Origin of the sequence: Actinocrinis puniceicyclus (assembly GCF_018283645.1) — a bacterium.
Lineage (GTDB): Bacteria > Actinomycetota > Actinomycetes > Streptomycetales > Catenulisporaceae > Actinocrinis > Actinocrinis puniceicyclus.
Genome location: NZ_JAGSXH010000243.1, coordinates 1 through 3,409, shown reverse-complemented (window position 1 = coordinate 3,409; position 3,409 = coordinate 1). Strand labels below are relative to the sequence as shown.

General features: G+C 71.2%; 2 protein-coding genes and 1 pseudogene. All 3 read left to right on the top strand.

Annotated features, from left to right (window positions below; translation table 11 throughout):
- Nucleotides 1-386 (top strand): annotated as a pseudogene (locus KGA66_RS28360) (VWA domain-containing protein); the annotation flags it as partial.
- Nucleotides 367-1,194, top strand: coding sequence for a hypothetical protein (locus KGA66_RS28355; RefSeq protein ID WP_211472560.1), 828 nt, complete (start codon nt 367-369; stop codon nt 1,192-1,194). The pseudogene KGA66_RS28360 and the gene KGA66_RS28355, both read left to right, overlap by 20 nt.
- Nucleotides 1,191-3,332, top strand: coding sequence for a hypothetical protein (locus KGA66_RS28350; RefSeq protein WP_211472558.1), 2,142 nt, complete (start codon nt 1,191-1,193; stop codon nt 3,330-3,332). Before KGA66_RS28355 ends, KGA66_RS28350 begins: the two co-directional genes overlap by 4 nt.
- Nucleotides 3,333-3,409: the final 77 nt, after the last annotated feature.

Here is a 3,409-nt window from a genome sequence, read left to right as displayed (position 1 = left end):
GCTGGGTGGGGGAGCGGCCGGGGTCCTTTCCGCCGATCGTGCTCAACTTGACGGACGGGGAGTCCACCGACGGCGACCCGTCCGAGGCGGCGGCACGGCTGCGGTCGCTGGCCACCGCCGACGGCCCCGTGCTGCTGTTCAACCTGCACGTGAGCAACGGAAGCGCCACACCGGTGGTCTTCCCCGACCGGGACGACTCGCTGCCGGACGCCTTCGCCCGGCTGCTGTTCGGCATGTCGTCCGTGTTGCCGCCGCATATGAAGTCGTACGCCGCGGGCGAGGGCTTGCCGGTCTCCGACGCGAGCCGGGGTTTCGTCTTCAACGCCGACATCGCCTCCGTCGTCCAGTTCCTCGACATCGGCACCCGTGCGACCGACCTGCGCTGAGGGCGCGCTGCTGCGCTGCCGCGTGTTCCGTCTGCCGAAGCTCGGCTCGACCGAAGCAGAGTACGAAGACGCCAGCGCGTGTCCCGGTGGCGACGAGTCGCCGTACGAGGGACGCACGCTGGCGGTGGCCGACGGCGCTTCGGAGAGCATGCTGGCCGGTCAGTGGGCCGCCATGCTGGTCGACGCGATCGCCGCACTGGGCGGTCGCAGCCTCGCCGACTCCACCGTGCTGGCAGAGGTGATCACACGCACGGCGGGCGCGTGGCCCCGCGTGGTGGAGCAGTACCGCAAGGGCCGGGAACAGGCCGGCCGCCCACTCGCATGGTACGAAGAACCCAAGCTCGAACTCGGCGCGCACGCGACAGTGCTCGGTCTCTCCTTCCACCCCGCGTCGGCGCAGGAGCCCATGCCCTCCGGCGGAGGCAGGTGGAGTCTCGCCGCGCTGGGCGACTCCTGCGTCTTCCACACCCGGGGCGGAAAGATCATTTCGGCCGATCCGCTCGACCACGCGGACGACTTCGGCGTGACGCCGCACCTGGCGACGACTCTCCACCCGGACCCTGAGCTGCTCGCGCAGCGGATCGTCGCGCGCGAAGGCGGCAGCTGGCTGCCCGGCGACGTGTTCTACCTGGCTACCGACGCCGCCGCGCACTGGACGCTGACGGCTGGCGGGCCGCCCTTCCTTCCGAAGGAAATGGAAGGGTTCTTCGCAGACGACGGTGTCCGGTTCGCCGACAGGCAACGGGCGCAAGGGCGCCTCCGCAACGACGACACCACGATCGTGCGCTGCGAGCTGGTGAGAACATGAGCGGCACCAAGGGATTTCCGTCGTCCGGGGACTACTGCGACGCGCTTCAGGACGTGCGGTCCGCGATCCTGGACCCCGAACTGGCCGGGTGCGCCGTGCAGACCACCAAGCTCGGTCTGCCGCGCGTCATCTCAGGCAACTTCGCCGGTGTCTTCGACGCGCAGACGGCCGCCGGCCGCCGCGTCGCCGTCAAATGCTTCACGCGCGACGTGCCGCACCAGCACGAGCGCTACCGGCAGATCGACGCGGCACTCAAGGACGCTCCCGGCCGGTGGAAGGTCGACTTCCGCTATGTCGAGTCCGGGATCAGGGTCAGGGGCCGGCCCTATCCGATCCTCGTCATGGAATGGATCCGGGCGCAGCCGCTGATCACGTGGATCGATGCCCACCTGGCCGACACCGGCGCGCTCGCCGCCCTCGCCGGCCGTTTCGCCGACATGGTCGGCGATCTGGAGTCCGCCGGCCTCGCCCACGGCGACCTGCAGCACGGCAACCTGCTGGTCACCGCGACCGGCGAACTCAAGCTCATCGACTACGACGGCATGTATGTCCCTGCCCTGAGTCATCTGCCCGCGACGGAACTCGGTCACGCCAACTACCAGCATCCGCGCCGGAGGCAGGCCGACTACGGGCCCTGGCTCGACCGGTTCTCGGCGCGGGTGATCCACGCGTCCCTCTGCGCGCTCGCCGAGCAGCCCGATCTGTGGCGGCGGCTGCATCTGGCCGGCGGCGAATTCCTCCTCCTGCAGAAGGTCGACCTGGCGGACCCCTCGGCGTCCCGGGCTTTCGCCGAGCTGGCCGGAGCCGGTGACGCGACGCGGGCGCGGGCGGCGGAACTGGCGGATCTCGTCGGCAAACCACTCGCGCGGATCCCTCCCCTCGCACCCGCGCTCAGCCCGTCGCAGGCACCTGCGACCACGCGCGCGAGCGCGCCGCCGTCGTGGCTGGCTGAGGTGGCCGCGGCCGCACGGCCGGCGGCGTCGCGCGCTGCGAGCGGGCATGGGGGATGGCTCGACGACCACGTGCCGCCGCCCCAGCCCGTGCGCCTCGCGCGTCCGCCACGCCTCGTGCGCCTCGGCTGGTATGTCAACGTCGCGCTCGTGTTTCTCGTCGTCGCTGTCGCCGTCGCGGTACCTGTTCTCGCAGCGGCCGCCCCGATCGCGCTCGTGTCCTCCTTCGCCGTGTGGTGGCTGCACTTCGCGCGGCTGGATTCCACGCGCGCCCACAAGGCCGCCCGCGCGGAACTCGAGGCCGCTCGCCGCGGTCAACGTGACATCGAGCGCGAATATCAGCAGGCGCTCACCGGCCGGCGAAGCAGCGACGAGGCCTTCCAGCGCGATCTGGCCGCCGTGAATACCGAGCGGACCGCGATCGATCGAGACTGCGCCGCGCAGTGCGCGCGCATCGATCTCGATCGCGACACCCGGCTGGCCGGCCTCGTCCGTGAGCGCGCGAGCCTCGACGTGTGGAAGCGCGCTGAGACGGCCCGGCGGTCGGACGAGCAGCGGAAGGCGCACCTCGCCGCGTCGCTCGCCCGCCACCGCCTCGACGGGGCGCAGGTCCCCGGCATCGGGCGGACGATAAGGGCCGAGCTGGCCGCCTACGGCATCGCGACGGCGGCCGACTTTCTCGGCATACAGATAAACCCCGGTTTCAACGGCCAGAACTCCACCGCGCTGATCCTGCGCAAGGATCACCAGCTCGTGAAGGTGCCTCAGGTGGGCGAGGTCCGCGCGCGGGCATTGGACGCGTGGCGCAGAGACCTGCGCGACGCCGCCGTCAAGAAGGTGCCGAAGGACCTGGACGTCACGGTGACCAAGGCGGTCGAGGCCGAGGCCGGTAAGCGCACGGCGCAGTTCGCGGACCGGGAACGGCAGCTGAAGTGCGACGCGGACGATCGGCGCCGGGCCGCGCTCGCCAGGGCCCGCACGGCGCAGGAGACCCTGGTCGCGAGGGAGCAGGGCGTGCGCGCGGATCGCGCCGCCGCGAGCGTGAGCCTCGATCGCGCCGCCGCGGACCTGACCGCGCGGCGCTCGCAGCAGCTGCGTCTCGTCGGAACCCTGCAGCGCACTGTGTCAGGGTTCGAGGGAACCGGTTTGCCGCACTATCTGGCCGCGTTGACCACAGGCAGGTTCTGACGCGGGCGATCGACGCGGCGGTGCAAAAAATCAAGGGACGAAAGCAGGGCATGAAACGTGGCAGCGTCGCGTGGGCG